At 60.3% G+C, this 21402-nt stretch carries 18 protein-coding genes and 3 pseudogenes; 11 read left to right on the top strand and 10 right to left on the bottom strand.

What is annotated here, in order from left to right; all coding sequences use genetic code 11:
- Positions 1 to 1006: 1006 nt before the first annotated feature.
- Complete coding sequence (locus tag BMY54_RS14675) at positions 1007 to 1459, bottom strand: DMT family transporter (protein ID WP_093433867.1); 453 nt, start codon at positions 1457 to 1459, stop codon at positions 1007 to 1009.
- A gap of 3 nt (positions 1460 to 1462) precedes the next feature.
- Positions 1463 to 1948: a DMT family transporter gene (locus BMY54_RS14670; RefSeq protein ID WP_093434363.1), complete on the bottom strand. Its 486-nt coding sequence runs from the start codon at positions 1946 to 1948 to the stop codon at positions 1463 to 1465.
- Positions 1949 to 2061: 113 nt separating this feature from the next.
- Here BMY54_RS14670 and BMY54_RS14665 point away from each other — a divergent pair, with 113 nt between their 5' ends.
- Positions 2062 to 2997 (top strand): LysR family transcriptional regulator, encoded by a 936-nt coding sequence (locus tag BMY54_RS14665; RefSeq protein WP_093433865.1) that lies wholly within the window; start codon positions 2062 to 2064, stop codon positions 2995 to 2997.
- Positions 2998 to 3221: 224 nt separating this feature from the next.
- Here the strand turns inward: BMY54_RS14665 and BMY54_RS31340 are convergent.
- From BMY54_RS31340 to BMY54_RS14655, 3 genes and pseudogenes are all read right to left on the bottom strand, one after another.
- Positions 3222 to 3815 (bottom strand): annotated as a pseudogene (locus BMY54_RS31340) (methyl-accepting chemotaxis protein); the annotation flags it as partial.
- A gap of 312 nt (positions 3816 to 4127) precedes the next feature.
- Positions 4128 to 4904: pseudogene (locus BMY54_RS31335) on the bottom strand (cache domain-containing protein); the annotation flags it as partial.
- A gap of 198 nt (positions 4905 to 5102) precedes the next feature.
- Positions 5103 to 6419 (bottom strand): Na+/H+ antiporter family protein, encoded by a 1317-nt coding sequence (locus BMY54_RS14655; protein ID WP_093433861.1) that lies wholly within the window; start codon positions 6417 to 6419, stop codon positions 5103 to 5105.
- Between the two features lie 251 nt (positions 6420 to 6670).
- Here BMY54_RS14655 and BMY54_RS31330 point away from each other — a divergent pair.
- Together BMY54_RS31330 and BMY54_RS31325 are read left to right on the top strand one after the other, a co-directional pair.
- Positions 6671 to 7960, top strand: a pseudogene (locus BMY54_RS31330) (HAMP domain-containing protein); the annotation flags it as partial.
- A 102-nt stretch (positions 7961 to 8062) separates the two neighbouring features.
- A complete protein-coding gene (locus BMY54_RS31325; protein ID WP_371857720.1) occupies positions 8063 to 8818 on the top strand; it encodes a methyl-accepting chemotaxis protein in 756 nt (251 codons plus the stop codon).
- 250 nt (positions 8819 to 9068) lie between these two features.
- On the opposite strand, the gene BMY54_RS14645 is transcribed toward BMY54_RS31325, so the two are convergent.
- The 4 genes from BMY54_RS14645 to BMY54_RS14630 are packed head-to-tail and all read right to left on the bottom strand — an operon-like array spanning position 9069 to position 11670.
- Positions 9069 to 10382, bottom strand: a complete 1314-nt coding sequence (locus tag BMY54_RS14645; protein ID WP_093433857.1) for a sensor histidine kinase — start codon at positions 10380 to 10382, stop codon at positions 9069 to 9071.
- On the bottom strand, positions 10379 to 11047 hold the full coding sequence (locus BMY54_RS14640) for a response regulator transcription factor (protein WP_007915592.1): 669 nt from the start codon (positions 11045 to 11047) through the stop codon (positions 10379 to 10381). The genes BMY54_RS14645 and BMY54_RS14640 overlap by 4 nt, the downstream gene beginning before the upstream one ends.
- A 3-nt stretch (positions 11048 to 11050) precedes the next feature.
- Positions 11051 to 11362 (bottom strand): PepSY domain-containing protein, encoded by a 312-nt coding sequence (locus BMY54_RS14635; protein WP_093433854.1) that lies wholly within the window; start codon positions 11360 to 11362, stop codon positions 11051 to 11053.
- On the bottom strand, positions 11362 to 11670 hold the full coding sequence (locus BMY54_RS14630; RefSeq protein WP_093433852.1) for a PepSY domain-containing protein: 309 nt from the start codon (positions 11668 to 11670) through the stop codon (positions 11362 to 11364). The genes BMY54_RS14635 and BMY54_RS14630 overlap by 1 nt, the downstream gene beginning before the upstream one ends.
- A gap of 243 nt (positions 11671 to 11913) precedes the next feature.
- Between BMY54_RS14630 and BMY54_RS14625 the strand changes: the two genes are divergently transcribed.
- From BMY54_RS14625 to BMY54_RS31315, 8 genes are all read left to right on the top strand, one after another.
- Positions 11914 to 12993 carry a hypothetical protein gene (locus BMY54_RS14625; RefSeq protein ID WP_093433849.1) on the top strand — a complete coding sequence of 360 codons (1080 nt, stop codon included), beginning with the start codon at positions 11914 to 11916 and terminating at the stop codon, positions 12991 to 12993.
- Positions 12994 to 13078: 85 nt separating this feature from the next.
- The gene (gene queD, locus BMY54_RS14620) at positions 13079 to 13435 is read left to right on the top strand and encodes a 6-carboxytetrahydropterin synthase QueD (protein ID WP_007915588.1); all 357 of its coding nucleotides are present in this window, start codon (positions 13079 to 13081) and stop codon (positions 13433 to 13435) included.
- Positions 13436 to 13661: 226 nt separating this feature from the next.
- Positions 13662 to 14474 carry an alpha/beta fold hydrolase gene (locus BMY54_RS14615; protein WP_093433846.1) on the top strand — a complete coding sequence of 271 codons (813 nt, stop codon included), beginning with the start codon at positions 13662 to 13664 and terminating at the stop codon, positions 14472 to 14474.
- 244 nt (positions 14475 to 14718) lie between these two features.
- The gene (gene codB, locus BMY54_RS14610) at positions 14719 to 15990 is read left to right on the top strand and encodes a cytosine permease (protein WP_093433843.1); all 1272 of its coding nucleotides are present in this window, start codon (positions 14719 to 14721) and stop codon (positions 15988 to 15990) included.
- A gap of 15 nt (positions 15991 to 16005) precedes the next feature.
- Positions 16006 to 17241 carry a cytosine deaminase gene (gene codA / locus BMY54_RS14605; RefSeq protein WP_093433841.1) on the top strand — a complete coding sequence of 412 codons (1236 nt, stop codon included), beginning with the start codon at positions 16006 to 16008 and terminating at the stop codon, positions 17239 to 17241.
- 196 nt (positions 17242 to 17437) lie between these two features.
- Complete coding sequence (locus BMY54_RS14600; RefSeq protein WP_093433839.1) at positions 17438 to 19009, top strand: glucan 1,4-alpha-maltotetraohydrolase domain-containing protein; 1572 nt, start codon at positions 17438 to 17440, stop codon at positions 19007 to 19009.
- 263 nt (positions 19010 to 19272) lie between these two features.
- A complete protein-coding gene (locus BMY54_RS31320) occupies positions 19273 to 19515 on the top strand; it encodes a hypothetical protein (RefSeq protein WP_320337524.1) in 243 nt (80 codons plus the stop codon).
- 47 nt (positions 19516 to 19562) lie between these two features.
- Positions 19563 to 19919 (top strand): carboxymuconolactone decarboxylase family protein, encoded by a 357-nt coding sequence (locus BMY54_RS31315; RefSeq protein WP_306674151.1) that lies wholly within the window; start codon positions 19563 to 19565, stop codon positions 19917 to 19919.
- 259 nt (positions 19920 to 20178) lie between these two features.
- Here BMY54_RS31315 and BMY54_RS14590 read toward each other — a convergent pair whose 3' ends face one another.
- Positions 20179 to 21159, bottom strand: coding sequence for a diaminopimelate epimerase (locus BMY54_RS14590; protein WP_093433837.1), 981 nt, complete (start codon positions 21157 to 21159; stop codon positions 20179 to 20181).
- Between the last annotated feature and the right edge of the window lie 243 nt (positions 21160 to 21402).

Raw genomic sequence — 21402 nt, 5'->3', positions numbered from 1 at the left:
TTTCGCTCTTACAGCGAGTCCCTTTTTCAAACGCCAAAAAGGAACCAAAAGGCTTTGCCCCGGCGTACGGCACTTCGCTGAGGCTCAGTGTTCCCTCGCTACGGTGTTCATCCGGGGGCATCGCCTACGGTTTGCTTCGCTGCACCTCCTCTCGATGTATGCGGCTACGCCGCACGGCGCTGCGCGCCTAACCCCCGGATGAACACCTACGCTCGGCCTGCCGATGGGGCAAAAGATCAAAAGCCGAAGCAAGATCAAAAGCCAGATCAAGAGCCCCTCACCCTAGCCCTCTCCCAGAGGGAGAGGGGACTGACCGTGGTGTTTGGGAGAGTTACGCCGACGTGCGATTGCCGTGTTGAACTCAGGCTCTAAAAAGCAAAAAAATCAGCCCCTCGCCATGAGGAAAAGGGGACTAATCGAGGTGATTGGGCGAGCTACGCCGACGTGCGATACCGCGCTGAACTCAGGCTCTAAAAAGCAAAGAAATCAGCCTCTCACCCTCCGAGAAAGAGGGGACTGACTGAGATGTTTGGGAGAGCTACATCGAAGTGAAATACCGAGTCGAACTCAGATTTTGAAAAGCCCACAAATCGGCTCCCTCTCCCTCGGGAGAGGGCTGGGGTGAGGGGTGAATCCAACACCAATCCAAAGCCGAACACGCTGTTGCTCCTCACCACTCAACAGGATGAGCGTTAGCTCGGCTGCAGCTTTTGATCTGTAAAGCGACGTCGGAAGGCTGAGTGGAGGGATTGATCCGGGCGTGGGAGCGCAGCGACCGTTTGGCGCAGCCAAACACAGCGGGAGTAGGTGCAGCGAAGCAAACCGGAGACGCTGCGCCCGGATCGATCCCGCAGCGAAGGAACCCAAGCCCCAGCGAGCGGGCCGCACGTAGGAGCAAGCGTTTTTTTGCTTACTTTTTTTAGGCGTTTGTAAAAAAAGTGAGTCGCCGTCAGGGCGAAACCCTAATCAGCCGTTACCGCAGCAATGGATATGTACGCAACCCAGGTCACCCAGCCTGACGCGAACTCCGATACATAAACACCAAAGCCAACCCCAAACACCCCATCGCCAAAATCCGACTGGAAGAAAGCTCAATCGCCGGATTCCCCAGCCAGCCAAAATTATCAATCAACATCCCCATCCCCAACTGCCCGACAATCACCGCCACCGTCGCCACAGCCGTCCCCACCACCGGCACCGCCCCGACCATCACCATCATGTAGACCACACCAAACAGCGCCCCGGTCAACTGCCACTTCGGCACATCCAAAAGACTCACCGCATGCGCCGGCTCAAAAAACAAAATCAACAACCCGGTCGACACCGCACCGACAACGAATGTCAGCAAACTACTGCGCAACACCCCGACGCTCTCACCCAAACGCCCGTTGATCGCCGCCTGCACACTCAACACCGCACCGGCCAACACCACTACCGCCAACAAAATAACCAGACTCATCACTCACCCCCGCGCAATCAAAACAAGTGCCGCCACAATCAACCCCAACGCCAGCCACCGCTCGGCATTGACCTTCTTGCGCGTCGCGCCGAACCAGCCGAAATGGTCGATCAACACACTCTTGCCAACCTGCCCGGACAGAATCGCAATCATCGTCATGGCGATACCGATGTGCGGCGTTGCCAGGGTCAACACCACCACATACATCGGCCCCAGAAATCCGCCGATCAACTGCCAGCGCGGCAGATCAGTCAGCGCTGGGCCCTTCTGTGGCCCGGCAAACAACAACAGCAAAAACAGAATCGCCGAGCCGACCCCGAAGATGCTCAAAGTTGCCCACAGATGCCCGACCTGCACACCCAACGGCCCAAGCAATCCCGCCTCCACCGACAAACCCATGCCCGCCAGAATCACCAGCGGCAGCAACAACAGGCGCAACCCCGACTTCTTCACCGGCGCCCCGACTGCGACCTCCTCCAACGTCTGCATAAACAACATTCCACTCAAGTAAACGATGGCGCGGATTATCGGCTGGCGAAGCTGTGCGATAAATGGGAGCATCCGGACAACACTTTTGCGCAACCCGCACAGCAGGACACATCATGCACGGGCTCAATGAACTCGGATTCAAGGCACTCAGGCTGTTTGTGGCCGTGCTCGATCACGGCAGCTTTTCCGAAGTAGCCCGCCGTGAAGGCGTGGCGCCCTCCTCGATTTCCCGGCAGATCCAGTTGATGGAACAGGCGCTGAATCAGCAATTGCTCTATCGCCACACCCGAGCGGTGACGCCAACCGAAGCCGGGCGCATGCTCGGTCACCATGCGCGGCTGGTGCTGGTGCAACTGGAGGAAGCCGAACAGGCGCTGCAGGAACAGCAAAGCGAACCCACCGGCCTGGTGCGCATCAACGCCCCGGTAGTATTCGGTCAGCGCCATCTGACGCCGTGGTTGGGGAAGTTGTGCGCGCGTTATCCAAAGCTGCAACTGGATATCCAGCAGACCGACCATTACGTCGACCCGTTGCAGGAAGGCGCCGACCTGCTGTTTCGCATCGGCCCGCTGCACGATTCGAGTATGCAGGCACGGATTCTGGCGCCGCACCGCTTTCAGGTCGCGGCCAGCCCGGCGTATCTCAAACGCCACGGCACACCGCAAAAACCCGAAGATCTCGCGCAACACCATTGCCTGGCCTACAAAGGCGCGGCCGGCCAGCAGCGCTGGTTTTTCCGCCGCGATGGCGAAGACTGGACGCCGTACTCGGTGAAAGGCCCGATCACCGGCAACCACGCCGACACCCTCACCCAAGCCGCCGAGCAAGGCCTGGGGCTGGTGATGTTTCCGTCATGGCTGATTGGCGAAGCGGTGCGCGACGGCACGCTGGTGCCGGTGCTGCGGGACTATCAGGTGTCGAACAGCCTGGAGCCGCAGCAGATTGCGGTGTTGTGGCCGGGGAGCCGCAGGTTGTCGGTGAAGGTGCGGACGGTGATTGATTTCTTTGTCGAATGTTTTGGTGAAGTGCCTTACTGGGACAGGCCTTGATATGCGTGAAGATCAAGAGCCCCTCACCCTAGCCCTCTCCCGGAGGGAGAGGGGACTGATTGGGGGATATTGCAGGTATGCACCGACCTGAAATCTCTGCTGTGAATCCATAATCGACTCGATTTCTCAGGTCGATGTATGGCGCAAGACAACTCGGTCAGTCCCCTCTCCCTATGGGCGGTCCGACGTTTCGGGAGGGTTAGGGTGAGGGGCTTTTCAAGCGGTCAAATACGGAACTGACCCACGAGTTTGCCCAGTCGCTGCCCCAGTTCCGCCAAACTACGCGAAGTCTGCGCCCCCAACTGCGTCTCATCGGCCACGCTGTCCACCGCCACCGCAATCTGATGCACGCTGCGGTTGATCTCCTCCGCCACCGCCGTCTGCTCTTCCGCCGCACTGGCAATCTGCGCGTTCATCGAGTTGATCGTCGCGATCAACTCGGCCATTGCATCCAGCGAAGCCCCGGCCTGATTGGCCTGCTGTGAAGTGCCGTCGCCCGCCTCACTGGAACGACGCATGGCTTCAACCGCTTGCTGCGTACCCGCCTGCAAACGATCGATCATCCCCTGAATTTCCTGCGTGCTGATCTGCGTACGGCTGGCCAGCGCCCGCACCTCATCCGCCACCACGGCAAAACCACGTCCGGCCTCACCGGCCCGCGCCGCTTCAATTGCGGCGTTGAGCGCCAGCAGGTTGGTCTGCTCGGCGATCGAACGAATCACCCCGAGCACGCCGACAATCGACGTCACGTCTTGCTGCAGGCTGTCCAGCGATACGCCGCTGCTGCGGATGTCATCGACCAAGGCATGAATCTGCTTGATGCTGCCCGCCACCACACGCTTGGCGCTCTGGCCTTCTTCGTCGGTCTGCTGAGCGGCGACGGCGGCGTTCTGTGCGCTCTTGGCCACTTCCTGCGCGGCGGCAGACATCTCGTTGATCGCCGTGGCAACCTGATCGGTCTCGTGGCGCTGACGCTCCATCGCCTGATCCGAACGCTGGGCCTGATCGGACACTTGCGTCACCAGACCGGTCAGTTGCGTGGTCATCTCGGTGATCTGCCGCACCAGACCATGAATCTTGTCGACGAAACGGTTGAACGAGCCCGCCAGTTCGCCAAGTTCATCCTGGCTGGTGATGTTCAGGCGACGCGTAAGGTCGCCCTCACCCGCTGCAATGTCGTCGAGGTTGGCTTTCATCAGGGTCAACGGACGCAAAATGGTATTGGCCAACAGCATCCCCGCCGCCGCGATGACCAACAGCACCACCACCGCGACGCCGACGATGCTCAGCACCACGCCTTGCATACGTTCCTGCACCTGCGCTTCGACCAGCGCCACTTGCGCTTCGATGCCGTCGAGGTTGACCGACGTACCGACCGCCATGTCCCACTTCGCCAGGTATTCGGTGTAACCGAGCTTTGGCACCAGCACGTTGGCGTTGCCCGGCAGTGGCGAGCTGTATTGCAGATAGTGGGTGCCGTCCTTCGCCACACTCACCAGACCACGATTGACGTAGACGCCGTTCGGGTCGCGGTTGTCCTTGAAACTTTTGCCCACGCCTTCAGGGTCGTTGGCCTTGAACAGGCGCACGGTCTCGGAGTCGTAGCCGAAGAAGTAGCCGTCCTTGCCGTAGCGAATGCCTGAGAGCAATTTGATCGCCTGCGCCCGCGCCTCAACGTCACCCGGCGCGGCCGCGTCGTACAGCGGCTTGATCGTGGTCATGGCCACGGCGACGTAGCTTTGCAGAGTGGCTTTGGCATCGCCGAGCAGACGCTCGCGGGTCTGGTCGACCTCTTTGTGCGCTTGCTCCTGGAGGATGAACAGCGTGGTCAGGCTGATGACCAGGGCAAAGAGCAACACCGGGAGAACGGCGAGGGAGAGGACTTTAGCCTTGAGGCTCAGGCGCATTGTGGGAGCTCACTCTTTTGGTTTTATTGGCGTGGTTAAAGGCTTTAACGGCACGTCATTACAAAAGTTGAGCAAAGGTATTACCCCATTCCCCTGTGGGAGCGAGCTTGCTCGCGAAGGCGTCGTGTCAGTCAACCATCAAGTCGCTGATACACCGCTTTCGCGAGCAAGCTCGCTCCCACAGAAGATCGGCGGGGTTCAGAGGACCATCGCGGCCACCCAGCCGAACGCCAGCAACGGCAGGTTGTAGTGCAGGAACGTCGGCACGACGGTGTCCCAGATATGGTGATGCTGGCCGTCGATGTTCAGGCCGGAGGTCGGGCCGAGGGTCGAATCCGACGCTGGCGAACCGGCGTCGCCCAACGCACCGGCGGTACCGACGATGCAGACAATGGCGATTGGGCTGAAGCCCAGTTGCACGCACAGCGGCACGAAAATCGCCGCCAGAATCGGCACCGTGGAAAACGACGAACCGATGCCCATGGTTACCAGCAACCCGACCAGCAGCATCAGCAACGCGCCGACGCCTTTGCTGTGATTGATCCACGACGCCGACGACTCGACCAGGGTCTGCACCTCACCGGTGGCCTTCATCACCTCGGCAAACCCGGACGCGGCGATCATGATGAAGCCGATCATCGCCATCATCTTCATGCCCTCGGTGAAGAGGTCATCGGTCTCGCGCCATTTCACAATGCCCGACACCGAGAAGATCAGAAAACCGACCAGCGCCCCGATAATCATCGAGTCCAGCAGCAGTTGCACGATGAACGCAGCAGCAATCGCCACACCGGCAATCATCAGGCTCAGCGGGTTGTACTGCACCGCCACTTGCTCGACCTGCTCGATCTTCGCCAGGTCGTATACGCGCCGCTTGCGATAGGTGATGAACGCCATCGCCAGGCCGAAGACCATGCCCAACGCCGGAATGCCCATGGCGTGGGTGACATTGATACCGCTGATGTCGACACCGCTACGGGCAACGTTGGCCAGCAGGATTTCATTGAGGAAGATGTTGCCGAAGCCCACCGGCAGGAACATGTACGGCGTGATCAGACCGAATGTCATGACACAGGCGATCAAGCGGCGGTCGAGTTGCAGCTTGGTCAGTACATAAAGAAGCGGCGGCACCAGCAGCGGAATGAACGCAATGTGGATCGGCAGAATGTTCTGCGAGGCAATCGCCACCACCCACAACAGGCCAATCAGCAGCCATTTGACGCTGCCACCGCCGGTCGAGTGCTGGCGATCGACCATTGCCAGCGCCTTGTCGGCCAGCGCATGAGCCAGGCCGGACTTGGCAATCGCCACGGCGAAAGCGCCGAGCAAGGCGTAGGACAACGCCACGGTCGCGCCGCCGCCCAAGCCGCTGTTGAACGCCTTGAGCGTGGCGTCGATGCCCAGACCACCGGTCAGGCCGCCGACCAGCGCGCCAACGATCAGAGCGATCACCACATGCACGCGGGACAGGCTGAGCACCAGCATGACGCCGACCGCCGCTATGACTGCATTCATTTCACTTCCTCGAAAAACACTGCGGTGGAAAACCGACCGCCAGACAGAATGAGTCCGCCAAAGCTTAACCGGCGGATTTGCAAAGAGGGTCTTATTAGAAGGGCGCGCACTGTGCCGCAGAGTGGCGGCGGTGTCAAAGCGAGCGCTCCCGGGTGCGTCAATCCGCCATATTGTGTTTCAACGATAAAGAAAGCCGAAACGCGGCCGTTACAGTGCAAAGTCTCAGATATTTATCGAATAAGGACGTCTCCATGTCGCTCAGACAACTTTCCATCCAATGGAAAATCACCCTGCTCGCCGGCCTCTGCCTGGCCGGTATCGTGACCCTGTTGGTAGGTCTTTCGCTGTATCGCATGGAGCACAGTTCTGAACTGGTGAAAGCTTCGAGCATGGAAATGCTCACCGAGTCGGCGCAGGCGCGCATCGAATCGCAAGGGGAAGTGCAGGCGGCCGGCATTCGCCAGCAGTTCATGGACGCCTATCAGTACGGTCACGGCTTCTCGCGGCAGGTACTGTTTCTGCGCGAGCAGGCCGAGAAGCGTTTCCTCGATGCCTTCGACCTGCGCGAAGACATGACCCGTCAGGTCAAATCCGCGCTGCAAGCCAACCCTGACCTGCTCGGCCTATCGCTGGTATTCGAAGCCAACGCGCTGGACGGCAAGGACGAACTGTTTGCCGGTCAGGCTGAACTCGGCAGCAACGACAAGGGCCGTTTCGCCCTGTACTGGTCGCAACCGACCCCGGGCAAAGTCACCTCGATGGCCCTGCCGGAAAGCGACATGGCCGACACCAGCACCGGCCCCAGCGGCCAAGCGGCCAATGCCTGGTTCACCTGCCCGCGCGCCACGCTCAAGCCGTGTGTAATCGAACCGTACTTCTACGTGATCGACGGGCAAAACGTGCTGATGACCAGCATCGTCTTCCCGCTGATGGTCAACGGCAAAGTCATCGCCTCGCTGTCGGTCGACATCAACCTCAACAGCCTGCAAGCGATCAGCCAGGGCGCGAGCAAAAAGCTCTACGACGGCCAGACCGCCGTGAGCATCATCAGCCCCGCCGGCCTGCTCGCCGGGTACAGCCCGGATGCCGGCAAACTCAGCCAGCGTCTGGATGCTGTCGACAAAATCAGCGGCGCCGAACTGCTGAGCAAGCTCGCCTCAAGCACCAGCGTCAGCAGCCTGCACAGCAACGGCCAGTTGAAAGTGCTGTCGCCGTTCCAGCCGATTCCCGGCGGCCCGTCGTGGGGCGTGCTGCTGGATGTGCCGGAAAAAGTCCTGGTCAGCCGCGCCGAAGCGCTCAAGCAACAGCTGGACGCGAGCAATAATTCCGGCACGTTGATCGAACTGAGCCTCGGCGTGCTGGCCGCGTTGATCGGCCTGCTGCTGGTGTGGCTGATGGCACGCAGCGTGACCAAGCCGATCCTCGGCGTGGCGCACATGCTCGAAGACATCGCCAGCGGCGAAGGTGATCTGACCCGCCGTCTGGCCTATGACAAAAAGGACGAACTCGGCCAATTGGCCGGTTGGTTCAACCGCTTCCTCGACAAGTTGCAGCCGATCATCGCCGAAGTAAAACGCTCGGTGCAGGACGCCCGCAACACCGCCGACCAGTCCTCGGCCATCGCCACCCAGACCAGCGCTGGCATGGAACAGCAATACCGTCAGGTCGATCAGGTCGCCACCGCGTCCCACGAAATGAGCGCCACTGCGCAAGACGTCGCCCGCAGCGCCGCGCAGGCTGCCGAGGCCGCCAAGGATGCTGATCGCGCTACCCGTCAGGGCCTGACCGTGATCGATCGCACCACGGCGAGCATCGACACCCTCGCTGCCGACATGAGTGCGGCGATGGTGCAAGTCGAAGGGCTGGCGGCCAACAGCGAGAAGATCGGCGCGGTGCTGGAAACCATTCGCGCCATCGCCGAGCAGACCAACCTGCTCGCGCTCAACGCCGCGATCGAAGCGGCGCGTGCTGGTGAAGCCGGACGTGGATTTGCCGTGGTCGCCGATGAAGTCCGCAACCTCGCCCGCCGCACGCAAGAGTCGGTGGAAGAAACCCGTCAGGTGATCGAGCAACTGCAAACCGGCACGCAGGATGTAGTCGGTTCGATGGGCAACAGCCACCGCCAGGCTCAGGGCAGTGTCGAACAAGTCGGCCAGGCGGTGACTGCGCTGCGTCAGATCGGCGATGCGGTGACGGTGATCAGCGACATGAACCTGCAGATTGCCAGTGCCGCTGAAGAGCAAAGTGCGGTGGCCGAGGAGATCAATAACAACGTGGCGACGATCCGCGATGTGACCGAGTCGTTGTCCGGGCAGGCGAATGAGTCGGCGCGGGTGAGCCAGTCGCTCAATAGCCTGGCGAATCAGCAGCAGAGTTTGATGGATCAGTTTCGCGTTTGATTCGCAGGTTGTGGGGTGTCAGTGGGATTCCCCCCTCACCCCAGCCCTCTCCCCCCAAGGGGGGCGAGGGGGAAAGGGAGCCGATCTTCGTGCCATTCAAAACTTGAGTCCGTCTCGATATTTCAGGTCACGGGAAAGCTTTCAAAACCTGAGTTCGGCACGATATCTCAGGTCGGTGTATCTCGAACAAACACCTCGGTCAGTCCCCTCTCCCTCCGGGAGAGGGTTAGGGTGAGGGGCTTTTAGAGGCTCACCGCCGAGGCAACTCAATCACCACTTTCAACCCGCCCCACTCACTCTCGCCCAACACCAGCAACCCGCCCCACGTATCGACGATGTCGCGCACAATCCCCAGCCCCAACCCATGCCCGTGGGTCTGCTCATCCAGCCGCGTGCCCCGGCTGAACACCTCAGCGCGCTGCTGTTCGGGAATCCCCGGGCCGTCATCTTCCACGCTCAGTGCAAAACCATCCGAACGTTCAATCACACTCAGACGCACCTCGGCGTCCGCCCACTTGCAGGCGTTATCCAGAAGATTCCCCAACAGTTCGAGCAAATCCTCACGATCCCACGGCAGTTGCAACCCCGCCGGCGCGACATAACTCAGCGCCAAATGCTCGCCATGAATCATGTTCAGCGTCGCCAACAACCCCGGCAGTTCCGCATCACAATCAAACAGCGCCCCCGGCAGCGCATCACCGGACAGCCGGGCCCGGTTCAGTTCGCGGTTGAGCCGCTGCTGCACTTGCTCCAGCTGCTCCTTGAGCACCTTGCGTAACTCGGGATGCGCATCGAGTTTTTCGCTGGAGGCCAGGCTCAACAACACCGCCAAAGGCGTTTTCAATGCATGCCCGAGGTTGCCCAAGGCATTGCGCGAGCGCTTGAGGCTGTCTTCAGTGTGCGCGAGCAAATGGTTGATCTGCGCCACCAGCGGTTCCAGTTCCACCGGCACCTGATCATCGAGTTGCGAACGCTGGCCCTGCTGCAATTGCGCGATCTGCTCACGAGCCCTTTCCAGCGGTTTCAGCGCGCGGCGCACGGTCAATCGCTGCAAGAACAGAATCAGCAACAATGCCGCCAGACCAAGGCCGAGGCCGATCTGGCGCATGCGCTGAAAGCTCTCGCGCACGGGGGTGTAATCCTGCGCGACGCTGATCGAAATCGACTGGCCCAGGCGCCGATAATCCGAGCGCAGCACCAGCAACTGCTGACCGTCCGGCCCCAGTTGCAGATTGCTGTGCAACCCGGGATGGTCGAGCAGCGGCAGGTCCTGATCCCACAACGAGCGTGAACGCCAGTGGCTGTCGGCAAAATCGATACGGAAGTAGTGCCCGGAAAACGGCCGCTGATAGGCCGGGGACAGATGTCTTTCATCCAGTTGCAGCCCTTGCGGGCCACGGACCAGCGCCACCAACAGGCTCTCGCTGTCGTTGCGCAGGCCGGCTTCGAGGTAGCGCTGCAAACCCACTTCGAACAACCACAGACTGGTTTGCGCCACCACCACACCGACGACCACCATCACGCTGATCAGACCCAGGCTCAAGCGGCGCTGGATCGACCTCACGAAGCTTGTCCGCCAAACAGGTAACCCTGGCCGCGACGGGTTTCGATCACGCTTTTGCCGAGCTTGCGCCGCAGGTGGTTGACGTGCACTTCAAGGACGTTGGAATCGCGCTCGGTTTCACCGTCGTAGAGGTGTTCGGCGAGGTGGCTTTTGGAGAGGATCTGCTCCGGGTGCAGCATGAAATAACGCAGCAGACGGAACTCGGCGGCGGTCAGTTGAATATCGGCGCCGTCGCGAACCACGCATTGCCGACCCTCGTCCAGATGCAGACCGGCCGCCTGCAATGTCGGCTGATTGGCCTGGCCTTTGGAGCGGCGTAGCAGCGATTGAATGCGCAGTTGCAGCTCTTCGGGGTGAAACGGTTTGGTCAGGTAATCGTCGGCACCGGCCTTCAGGCCTTCGATGCGCTCGGCCCAGGAATCGCGCGCCGTGAGAATCAGCACCGGAATCGCCAGACCGCCGGCGCGCCATTGCGCCAGCACCTCAAGCCCCGGCACGCCGGGCAGGCCGAGGTCGAGAATGATCAGGTCATACGGCTCACTACTGCCCTGATACAACGCATCACGACCGTCCGCCAGCCAATCGACCGCGTAACCTTGCCGTTGCAGGCCGGCGAGCAATTCGTCGGCCAGCGGTACGTGGTCTTCCACCAATAGCAAACGCATCGATCAATCTTCCTTGTCTTTCACAAGTTCGCCGGTATCGGCCTTCAAGTGCAGCTCACGGGCGACACCTTCAAGGGTGAGCAACTCGACTTCATAAATGTAGACGTCGTGTTTTTCTTCCAGCTCGACTTCCAGCAGTTTTGCGCCGGGATAGCGATCCATCGCCTGCTGCAGCACTTGCTCCAGCGGCAGGATCACGCCCTTCTCACGCAGACTCAGGGCTTCATCCTGATCGAGGTCACGCGCCATCGCGGCCGAGCAGAAAATCACCAGCGCCAATGCCGTACGGCTGGTGGCGCGAACATTAACCTTCATTACTTATCCTGATGATCCTTGAGAACCTGCCCAGTCACCGCGTCTAATTCCAGATCCCAATCGACGCCCTGCGGATCGCGCATTTCGATCTGGTAGCTGTACTTGCCGTACTCTTCTTCCAGCTCGGTTTCAGTGATCGTCGAGCCCGGGTGTTTGGCCAACGCGGCGGCGTTGAGCTTCTCGAAGGAGACGATAGTACCAGCGTCGCGCAGACGCAGGGCTTCGTCAGGGCCGAGATCGCGGGCATGGGCGAGGCTGGCAGTGAAACCGATAATCGAGGCAATGGACAGGGCAGTCAGGGTTTTCATGGTGTCTCCATATTTTTATGTGTTGCTTACGGTGAGCACCTTAGCGGGATGAACTTAACTGAAACTGAATTGCCATCATTGCTCCAGCTCAACACATGCCCCCCTGTGGGAGCGAGCTTGCTCGCGAATGCGGTGTATCAGACACATCATCGTTGACTGACCCTACGCTTTCGCGAGCAAGCTCGCTCCCACAGGGGACATCATCGTTCTATAATCCTTCGCTTGCTAACGATCGAGACCGGTATGACCGCCATCCACATCAAATTCCCCGCCCTCACCCTCAAGGCCGGCCCGCGGGCCATGGCGCGCATTCGTGCGCAAGGCTTGAATGCCGCCGACGTCGGCACCCTGCCCGGCGCCGCCGGTGGACCGAAGGCGTTGGGAATTCAGGGGCTGGATCTGGCGCTGTTCGGTGAATGGCTGCCCAGCGCGCCGCGCGAGCGTTCGCTGATCGGCGCCTCGGTCGGTTCCTGGCGTTTCGCCAGCGCTTGCCTGCCGGACGCCGCCGAAGGCATCCGCCGTCTCGGTCATCTGTACGCCGAGCAGAACTTCAACAAAGGCGTGACCATGGCCGAGATCAGTCAGAGCTCGCAGCGCATGCTCCATGACCTGCTCGACGGCCGCGACGCGAGCATCCTCGACAACGCGCATTACCGCCTGAACATCATGGTGGTGAAAAGTCAGGGGCGTCTGGCCGATGATCATCGCGGGCGTTTGGGTATGGCGCTGGGTTCGGTGATCGCCGACAACCTGCGTGGCCGCGCACGGTTGTCGCGGCACTTTGAACGGCTGATCATCCACGACCCGCGCCTGGCCCCGCCGGTGAATGCGCTGAACGACTTCCCGTCGCGCTTCGTCGCCCTGAATGCCAGCAACCTGCGTCAGGCCCTGCTCGCCTCGGGTTCGATCCCGATGGTCATGGAAGGTGTAAGGGATTTGCCGGGCGCCGGTGCTGGCACTTTCCGCGATGGTGGTCTGCTCGATTATCACCTCGACCTGCCCTACAGCGGCGACGGCATTGTGCTCTATCCGCACTTCACTGATCGGGTGATTCCCGGCTGGTTCGACAAGACCCTGCCATGGCGCAAGGCCTCGGTGGAGCGCTTGCAGGACGTGCTGCTGCTCGCGCCGTCGAAGGAATATCTGGCGCGCCTGCCCTACGGCAAATTACCTGATCGCAACGACTTCAAACGCTTTATGGGCGATGCACCGAGCCGGCAGAAATACTGGCACGCAGCGATGGACGAGAGCCGCCGCTTGGGCGATGAATTCCTTGAACTGACTGCCAATGGTCGCCTCGCCGAGCGCTTGCTGACCCTTTAGTCAGCACGCTCAAACACAAGCTGATAAACTCGCCGCCTGCCCGAATCGCTGCGGCGAACGCCATCTGAACAGAGCCGAAAATACCGTGGAAATCTTCAAAGAGTTTACTTTCGAATCCGCCCACCGCCTGCCGCACGTCCCGGACGGCCACAAGTGCGGGCGTCTGCACGGTCACTCGTTCAAAGTGGCGCTTCACCTCAGCGGCGATCTCGATCCGCACACCGGCTGGATCCGCGATTTCTCCGAGATCAAAGCGATTTTCAAACCGCTGTACGAGCGTCTCGACCACAACTACCTGAACGACATTCCCGGCCTGGAAAACCCGACCAGTGAAGTGCTGGCCAAATTCATCTGGAATGAAATGAAGCCGTTGCTGCCGGAACTGAGCGCGATCCGTATTCACGAGACGTGCACCAGCGGTTGCATCTATCGCGGTGAGTAATCCGATCCAGAAATCACTGCATAACCCTGTGGGAGCGAGCTTGCTCCGGGCGGCGTTCCGACGAATGCGGTTTGCCAGTGAAATAAATATTGACTGACACAATGCCTTCGCGAGCAAGCTCGCTCCCACAGGGATAAGCGGCGTGTCAGTGAATGAATAAACAGCCTTCACGGCTGTTTTTTTACGCCTATGCTTTTTGGCTCCCACCCGCCAAGAGGACAGGCCCATGACAGACTGGCTGCTGGATCAGGTCTTTGACTTCAACGGCCGACAGGTCCGCTACGCCGTGCGCGGCGACGGCCCCCCGCTGGTGTTCGTGCATGGCACGCCGTTTTCGTCGTACGTGTGGCATCGGATTGCGCCGCACTTTTTCACGACTCATCGCGTGTATTACTTCGATCTTCTCGGCTACGGGCGCTCCGAGCAGCCCGACGCCGACGTCTCCCTCGGTGTGCAAAACCAACTGTTGGCGCAGTTACTCGACCACTGGAATCTGCAACGCCCGGATGTCGTGGCTCACGACTTTGGCGGCGCCACGGTGCTGCGCGCACATCTGCTCGACGGCAAGGATTACCGCAGCCTGACCCTGATTGATCCGGTCGCGCTGACGCCTTGGGGTTCGCCATTCGTGCAGCATGTGCGTCAGCATGAAGCGGCGTTTAGTGGCATCCCCGACTACATTCAGCGCGCCATCGTGCCGACCTATATTCGCGGGGCGATTCACCGGGATATCCCCGACGACGAACTCGCACCCTATGTGCAGCCGTGGCTTGGCGATCCGGGGCAAGCGGCGTTCTATCGGCAGATTGCGCAGATGGATGAGCGCTATACCCGAGAAGCAGAAAGCCTGTATCCAACGATCCGCTGCCCGGTACAGATTCTCTGGGGCGAGCAGGATCAGTGGATTCCCATCGAGCGTGGCCGCGCGTTACATCAAATGATCCCGGGGTCACGATTCCACCCGATTGCCAACGCCGGACACCTCGTCCAGGAAGACGCCCCCGAAGCCATCGTCGCCGCCCTGCTGCGCTTCCTCTGAGCCAACACCCATCCCTTGTGGGAGCGAGCCTGCTCGCGAAAGCGGAATATCAGCCACTGCAGATGTCGCCTGACACGCCGCCTTCGCGAGCAGGCTCGCTCCCACATTGGGCTTGGGTGTATTCAGGTGCACCGCTTTCGCGCCAATCCGCGCGACTCGTCTATACATAACCCGCGCCATCCGGCATTTGGCACGACCACTGCAACCCTCCCCGCGTCTTCTCAATTCCAGCAAGGACCGCCCCATGACGCAGAACGATATCGGCAACGATTACCCCCTCAGCGAAGTCCCCATGCATGCACGCAAAGGCCTGGCCTCGACGGCGATGGTGCTGCTCGGTTTCACGTTTTTCACCGCAACCATGTTTGCCGGCGGCAAGCTTGGCGTGGCGTTCAGTTTCGCCGAGATGATGGCGGTGATCGTCGTCGGCAACCTGCTGCTCGGCCTGTATGCGGCGGGCCTGGGTTATATCGCCTTCAAAAGCGGCCTCAACTCGGTCCTGATGGGCCGCTTCTGCTTCGGCGAAGTCGGCAGCAAGCTCAGCGACCTGATCCTCGGTTTCACCCAGATCGGCTGGTACGCCTGGGGCACGGCGACGGCAGCCGTGGTGATCGGTAAATATTTCAATCTCGACGAAAGTACGGTGCTCGGCCTGATGGTGCTGTTCGGTCTGCTGTTCTGCGCCACGGCCTACGTCGGTTATCGCGGGCTGGAAATCCTCTCGTACATCGCCGTGCCGGCGATGATGTTGTTGCTCCTGCTGTCGATGTGGGTGGCGACGGTGAAAGTTGGCGGGTTCGAAGGCTTGCTCAGCGTAGTGCCGACGGGTTCGCTGGACTGGTCGACGGCGATTACTCTGGTGTTCGGCACCTTCGTCAGCGGCGCGACGCAGGCGACCAACTGGACACGCTTCTCGCGCTCGGCGCGGGTGGCGGTGCTGGCCAGCCTGATCGGATTCTTCATCGGCAATGGCCTGATGGTGCTGATCGGTGCGTATGGCGCCATCGTCTACCAACAACCCGACGTGGTTGAAGTGCTGCTGTTGCAAGGTTTCGCCATGGCCGCAATGGCCATGCTGTTGCTGAACATCTGGAGCACCCAGGACAACACCATCTACAACTTCGCCGTCGCTGGTTGCAATCTGCTGCGCACCGGCCGACGCAAAACCGTGACCCTCGCCGGTGCGGTGATCGGCACCCTGCTCGCTCTGCTGGGCATGTACGACATGCTGGTGCCGTATCTGATTCTGCTCGGCACGGTGATTCCGCCGATCGGCGGGGTGATCATGGCGGACTTCTTCTTTCGTTGGCGCGGGCGTTATCCGCGCCTGGCCGACGCACGGTTGCCAGCGTTCAACTGGCCGGGACTCGGGGCCTATGCGGTCGGCACCGTTGCCGCGTTCAGCTCGCCGTGGGTCGCGCCGCTGGTAGGGATCGCCGCTGCCGCGCTAACGTATGTCATCGTCACCGGCGTGCTCGGCGCTCGCAGCGCGACCGCGCCACTACAAGACCTATAAAAAAGGATTCGCCTGATGCACATCATCAACGCCCGTTTGCGCAACCAGGAAGGTTTGCACGAATTGCACCTTGAGGACGGTCTGATCCGCAGCATCGCCCGGCAGACCGAAGCGCCGACCCTTGGCCCGGATGACCTCGACGCCGGCGGCAATCTGGTGGTGCCGCCCTTCGTCGAACCACACATTCACCTCGACGCCACGCTGACCGCTGGCGAGCCGCGCTGGAACATGAGCGGCACATTGTTCGAAGGCATCGAGTGCTGGGGCGAGCGCAAGGTCACCATCACCGAAGAAGACACCAAGACCCGCGCCAAAAAAACCATTCAAACGCTGGCCGCCCACGGCATCCAGCACGTGCGCACCCACGTTGATGTCACCGACCCGCAACTCACCGCACTTAAAGCCATGCTCGAAGTGCGTGAGGAAAGCAGCCACCTCATCGATCTGCAAATCGTCGCGTTCCCGCAGGAAGGCATCGAGTCGTTCCGCAATGGCCGCGAGCTGATGGAAGAAGCAATCCGCATGGGCGCTGACGTGGTCGGCGGCATTCCGCATTTCGAGTACACCCGCGATCAGGGCGTCAGTTCGGTGAAGTTTCTGATGGACCTGGCCGAGCGCACTGGTTGCCTGGTCGACGTGCATTGCGACGAAACCGACGACCCGCATTCGCGCTTCCTTGAAGTGCTCGCCGAAGAGGCGCGCAGTCGCGACATGGGCGCGCTGGTCACCGCTAGCCACACCACGGCGATGGGCTCCTACGACAACGCCTACTGCGCGAAACTGTTCCGCTTGCTGGGCCATTCCGGAATCAGTTTTGTCTCCTGCCCGACCGAGAGCATTCACCTGCAAGGGCGCTTCGACAACTTTCCCAAACGCCGTGGCGTGACCCGCGTGAATGAGCTGCTCGAAGCCGGCATGAACGTGTGTTTCGGTCAGGACTCCATCGTCGATCCGTGGTATCCGCTGGGCAATGGCAACATTCTGCGGGTGCTCGAAGCCGGGCTGCACATCTGCCACATGCTCGGTTACCGCAACCTGCAAAGTGCACTGGATCTGGTCACCGACAACAGCGCCAAAGCCATGCACCTGGGTGAGCGTTATGGCCTGGAACAGGGACGGCCGGCGAATCTGTTGATTCTGTCGGCGGACAGCGATTACGAGGTGATCCGCAGTCAGGGCTTGCCGCTGTATTCGATTCGTGGCGGCAAGGTGTTGATGAAGCGGCAGATGCCGGTGGTGGAGTTTGCCTGAGGTCCCGGCATCGGCGTCCCTCGGGCGCCGACTGGCACTCTTCAATAAAGAACACTTGATCGATCGTGTGCAAGGTTATGGTTGGCGAGACTTTTATCGCCAAATAATCGAGCAAACCTGTCAGATCTGACAGGCGACACACGCTACGAACAGACTCACAGTGTCCTCTGGAATCAACAGATTCAGGAGGACAACCATGAAGCGCCTTTTACTGTTCACCCAGGTTTTATGGCTTTGCCTGACGCTAAGTGTGACCTTCGCGACGAACGCCACGATGCGAAATGGCAGCGGCGAAGAAATCATGCTCCAGGGCTTTCACTGGAATTCCAGCCGTAATGCCGTAGCGTGGTACTCCGTTCTTGCACAACACGCGTCCACGATCAGCAGCGACGGGTTCACGCTGATCTGGTTGCCACCCGTCTGGACCGACACCTCCAGCTGGAGCGAACCGACTGGCAAATCCGGTGGTGGCGAGGGCTATTTTTGGAGCAGCTTCGACAAAAACAGCCGTTATGGCAGCGATCAACAACTCAAACAGGCCGCGGCGGCACTCAACACTGCCGGTGTTAAAGTCGTGTACGACGTGGTGCCCAATCACATGAATGACGATAGGGTCAACCAGTCCATGTTTCCCCGAGGGCGCAATGAATGGCGCCATGATTGCCTCCAGTGTGATGAGGGCGATGCATTCATGGATGGCGCGGCAGACCTGAATACCGCTGACCCCATGGTTTTCAATGCATTCAAGAACGAATTCATCAATTTGCGTGACAACTATGGTGCCCAGGGCCTGCGCTTCGATTTCGTTCGAGGTTACGCCCCGGAGACAATCGACCGCTGGATGAACGCTTTTGGCAGCCAGCAGTTCTGCGTCGGGGAAAACTGGAAAGGCCCCGACGAATATCCGCAAGGTGACTGGCGCCGTTCAGCCAGTTGGCAGGATGTACTCAAGGACTGGTCTGATCGTTCGCACTGCGCGGTGTTCGATTTTGCTCTCAAGGAACGCATGCAAAATGGCTCAATCGCCCAATGGCGCCACGGCCTGAATGGCAATCCGGACCCTGCCTGGCGTGCGATTGCGGTAACGTTCGTTGACAATCATGACACCGGCTATTCGCCCGGCGCCAATCGCGGCCAACATCATTGGGCGCTGCCCGATCCGCTGGTCAATCTGGCTTACGCCTATATCCTCAGCAGCCCCGGAACGCCGACGGTCTATTGGCCGCATATGTACGATTGGCAGCGCGACCAGCTGATCCGGCAACTCATCAAACTTCGCAAACATGCTGCTATCCGGGCCGACTCGCCTATCCGCTTCAACACCCAGTATTCGGGGCTGGTGGGGACCACTTCAGGAGCGCGTGGCACGCTGGTGATAGCGCTCAAATCCGACCTGCAACGCTTGCCCGAAGGCATGGGGGTACCGACGCTGACCTGGGACAACGGTGATATTCGCATCTGGAGCACACCCGTGCAGTCTGCAGCAGTCAACATTAGCCTTCATTGCGACAATGCTAACCCGCAATCCGGTGAAGGGGTTTACGCCGTTGGCTCATCACTGGAGCTGGGGGCGTGGGATCCGCTGCACGGGGTTGCGCTGACTTCCGCCGGCAATCGCTGGAGCACGAACATCGAAGTACCAGGGCAGCAGGCGCTCGAATGGAAATGCGTTGTGCGCGGACGGAATGGTTCGCCGGTCTACTGGCAACCCGGCCCGAACAATTCGTTCACCAGCGGCGATGTCAGCGACACAGCCGGACGTTTTTGATTAAGACTTGTCGGCGCTCACCCTGCACACGCTGGCAAGGTACTCGCCTCCGAATACTGATCGGGCATCGACACAGCTGGAGTCTTTGCGATTGAGGCATCCGTAAACTGTAAGAACTAACAGGTTCGCGCCCGCAAACATTGAGCTAAGGTGTGAAGGCCGCCATCGCAACGGGCCGCCCCCCCTCCCGGATGTACGCTTTTTCATGCTGAAGTTCGTGCGTAGTTGATCAGCCGCCATCCTCATTTGCTTGAGGATTTTTCATGAACAACAAACCTTCGCCCATGGCCACGCTGTACCACGAAGGCCGACATATCTTTACCGAACTTGTACCCGATGGCGGCGCTCGACTAGATGCGCTGTTTCACACCGTGCCCGCCCTGGGCGAGTTGGCAGTGGGTGTGGTTTACGGGCATTTGCATGCGCGCCCCGGCCTCGATCCGCGTTTGCGTGAAGCAGTGTCGTTTGCAGCAATCGTCGCCTCGGGGATGGTCGCCCGCCGCTGAGTGTGCACTTAAAGACAGGCTTGGCCTCGGGGTTGGCGCCCGGTGAAATGACCGAAGTGCTGTTGCAGGCGTCGGCATTCGCGGGGTTTCCTCGGGCGGTCAGCGCGGCGGAGCAACTCAATCGACTGTTCGAGGAAGCCGGCCTGACCTCACCGCCCGCACCGACACCCCGTGAAATCGCGCTGTCCTTCTGTGAGCAAGTGCGCGCCGGGCATGCACCGATTCCTGTCAGTGCAGCGGTCAAACGCCAGTTGAAACATGCGGGCCGACTGGCGGTGCAGGCCAGTTCGGCGCAATCGGTGCTGGTTGAATGCTTTGAGGATGAACCGTCGCCACTGGCACTGCTGCGGTTGACGGTACAGGGTGATCAGGTGATGTCGGTGACTTTGTTCAAGGCTCACTGACGGGCTAACTCTGAGGGCCTCATCGCTGGTAAGCCAGGCTCCCACAGGGTTTTGTGTGAACACATTATTCGTGCCCACCTGAATCCAATGTGGGAGCGAGCCTGCTCGCGAAGAGGTCGGCACATTCGGCATCATCGCGTCAGACAGACCGCTTTCGCGAGCAGGCTCACTCCTACAGGGGGTCAGTGGTGTAAACAAATGAGGGGGTCACCACAAAACCCTGTGGGAGCCTGGCTTGCCAGCGATGGCGTCGGCGAATTCAACCCATCAACCGCGCCGTACCGAACAACCTGACCCGCCGCAATTCACCCTCTACTGCTTCGAGCAATATCGGCGCCGTGCCGCCGGGCATGACCACCTGCACTTCACCGGCCGCCACCCAACCCACACGCCATGCCGCGCACGCTACCGCACTCGCGCTGGTGCCGGATGAGGCCGTCGGCCCTTCGCCACGTTCGAACACACGGGCAAGGATTGTTTGCGACGACTCTAGCACCGCCCATTGCAGATTGACGCCCGCCGCGCATGGATCACCAGCGCCGACAGGCATGGCGTAGGCAACCTGGGTCAGGCCTTCGCTCAGCGGCGATTCACGCATCTGCTCATTGCTTGGCAACGCCGCGGCGTCACCGAGCAGCGTGACGCAATGCGGATTGCCAATGCGCACGAATTGGCTGTGTGCCCAGTCGGGATCAAGTTGTGCCAAGGGCTGGACGTGGCTCACGTCCCGAGCATTGAACTCAATGCCTTGAACAGTCTGCGCAGCGACTGCATCCGGTCCGAATCGCGGTTGACCGAGATCAAGCCAGAAACCTTCAACGCCTTCGACTTTGGCCGGTTTCACCAAGGTCTCCACGGCGTCACCCTTGTCGTGATGCACGCGCAACAACGCGCCCTCCTCCGGCATCAAGCCTTGCTCGGTCAGCGCTTGCGAGAAAATCGTCAAGCCATTGCCGCTGCGCTCGGCGAGGGTGCCGTCGGTGTTGACGATCAACACGTCGAATGGCGGCGATGTCTGGAACGGGCCGATCAGCAGGCCGTCGCTACGGTGGGATTTGCTGTTCGCCGGGCGTTGGCCTTCGGGCCAGTCGCAGCAGAGTTTGATCGCTGCTTCGCTCCAAGACTGATGCGACGAGGCGCATTCGGTGGCGCCGGATGGCAAATCGATGCTCGCCTCGCGTAATTCGGTGGGCGAGATCACGCCATAGATATTGCCCCGTGCATCGTAGAATTGCGTCATCAGTGTTTGCCCCTGTCGCCGAAGAAGGCCACTGTAAAACGCAATCCCTTGTGGGAGCGAGCCTGCTCGCGAATGCAGTGTGTCAGCCGATATTTTCTTTATCTGACACACCGCCTTCGCGAGCAAGCTCGCTCCCACAGGAATCGGTGCATGACCGCTGATTAGTGAGCCCGCTCCATTCAATGTGGGAGCGAGCTTGCTCGCGAAAGCGGTGGGTCAGCCGATATTTTTTTAGCTGACACT

Source organism: Pseudomonas sp. ok266 (assembly GCF_900110195.1).
Classification (GTDB): domain Bacteria; phylum Pseudomonadota; class Gammaproteobacteria; order Pseudomonadales; family Pseudomonadaceae; genus Aquipseudomonas; species Aquipseudomonas neuropathica.
This window is presented reverse-complemented; position numbering and strand designations above follow the sequence as displayed.